1 protein-coding gene is annotated in these 1,316 nt (G+C 79.0%); it reads left to right on the top strand.

Annotated features, from left to right (window positions below; translation table 11 throughout):
* A partial coding sequence (locus IDM29_RS16710; protein WP_188037837.1) for a transglutaminase domain-containing protein occupies nucleotides 1–1,316 on the top strand: 1,316 nt, incomplete at both ends.

Below are 1,316 nucleotides of genomic sequence, written 5' to 3'. Positions count from 1 at the left end.
GGCCCTCGCCGCCGTGCTCGTGGCCGCGTCCGCGACGGCGGCGGGCGGCGCCCTCACGCGCGGCGAGCCCTTCGAGCCGCGCGAGCACGTGACGCCGCCCGTGGTGCGCGTGGACGCGACGCACCCGCTGCCGCAGCTCGCCGTCTGGGCGGCCGAGCCCGATCGCGAGCTCCTGGTCGCGACCGGTGCCCTGCCGCCGCGCCTGTCGCTCGTCGTGCTCCCCGACTTCGACGGGGCGACCTGGCGGTCCGGCTCCAGCCTGCGCCCCGTCGGCGCGGTCGCGTCACCCTCGCTCCCCCCGGGGGCCGAGGTCGGGCGGATGGACGCGACGCTGGAGCTCACGGGGCTCGCGAGTCCCGCCCTCGGGACGGGGACCTGGCTGCCCACGGCCGGCCGGCCGGTCTCGGTCACCGTCCCGGGCGCGCTGTGGGACGTCGAGACGGGATCGCTCGTGGCGCCCGAGGGGCTCGCCGCCGGGTCCGTCTACCGGGTGACGGCCGACGTCGACCAGCCGGCCGCTGCGACCCTCGCGACGGCGGGCGTCCCGAGCGGCGCGGAGGTCGCGCGCTACCTCGAGCTCCCGCGCATCCCGGCCGACGTGCTCGCGTACGCGCGCACCGTGACGCAGCACGCGCCGTCGCGCCTCGTGCAGGCGCGCCTCATCGAGGAGACCGTGCGCGCCGACCGTGAGCTCGCGCCCGACGCCGTGTCCGGCTCGTCGTACGCACGCGTGCGCGAGTTCCTCTTCGCGGAGCCCGAGCAGGGCGGTCAGGTCGGCACGGCGGAGCAGTTCGCGAGCTCGTTCGCGGTGCTCGCGCGGGCCGCCGGCCTGCCGTCGCGTCTCGTGCTCGGGTTCGTGCTCCCGGAGCCTGCGACGGACGGCTCCGTCGTGGTGCGGGGCGAGGACGCGCACGTGTGGCCCGAGGTGTACCTCGCGGGGGCCGGGTGGGTCGCGTTCGACCCGAGCCCCGCGGCGAGCGGCACGGCGGCCGACCGTGCGACCGACGCGCTCGACCTCGCGACCGACGGGGAGCTCGAACCCCCCGATCCCGCGGCGGTCCCCGCGCCGGAGGAGTCCGGTGACGCCGAGCCCGTCCCCGGCCCGCCCGACGCGGTCCCGGGGCCGCGTGCGGCGCTCCTCGTCACGATGGCGGTGGTCGCGGTGCTCGCGTCGGTCGTGGTGCTCGCGGGTGTGTCCGCGGTCCTGCGGGCGCGCCGGCTGCGGCGGCTGCGCCGGCACGGCGCCGTGGGTGCGTGGCAGCACGTCGAGGACGTGCTCGTGCTCGCCGGGGTCGCGCTGCCGCCGGGCGCGGACG

The organism is Actinotalea sp. JY-7885, from assembly GCF_014525465.1.
Taxonomy (GTDB): Bacteria; Actinomycetota; Actinomycetes; order Actinomycetales; family Cellulomonadaceae; genus Actinotalea.
Note: the sequence above shows the minus strand (reverse complement) of the source record. Positions and strands in the feature narration are given on the sequence as shown.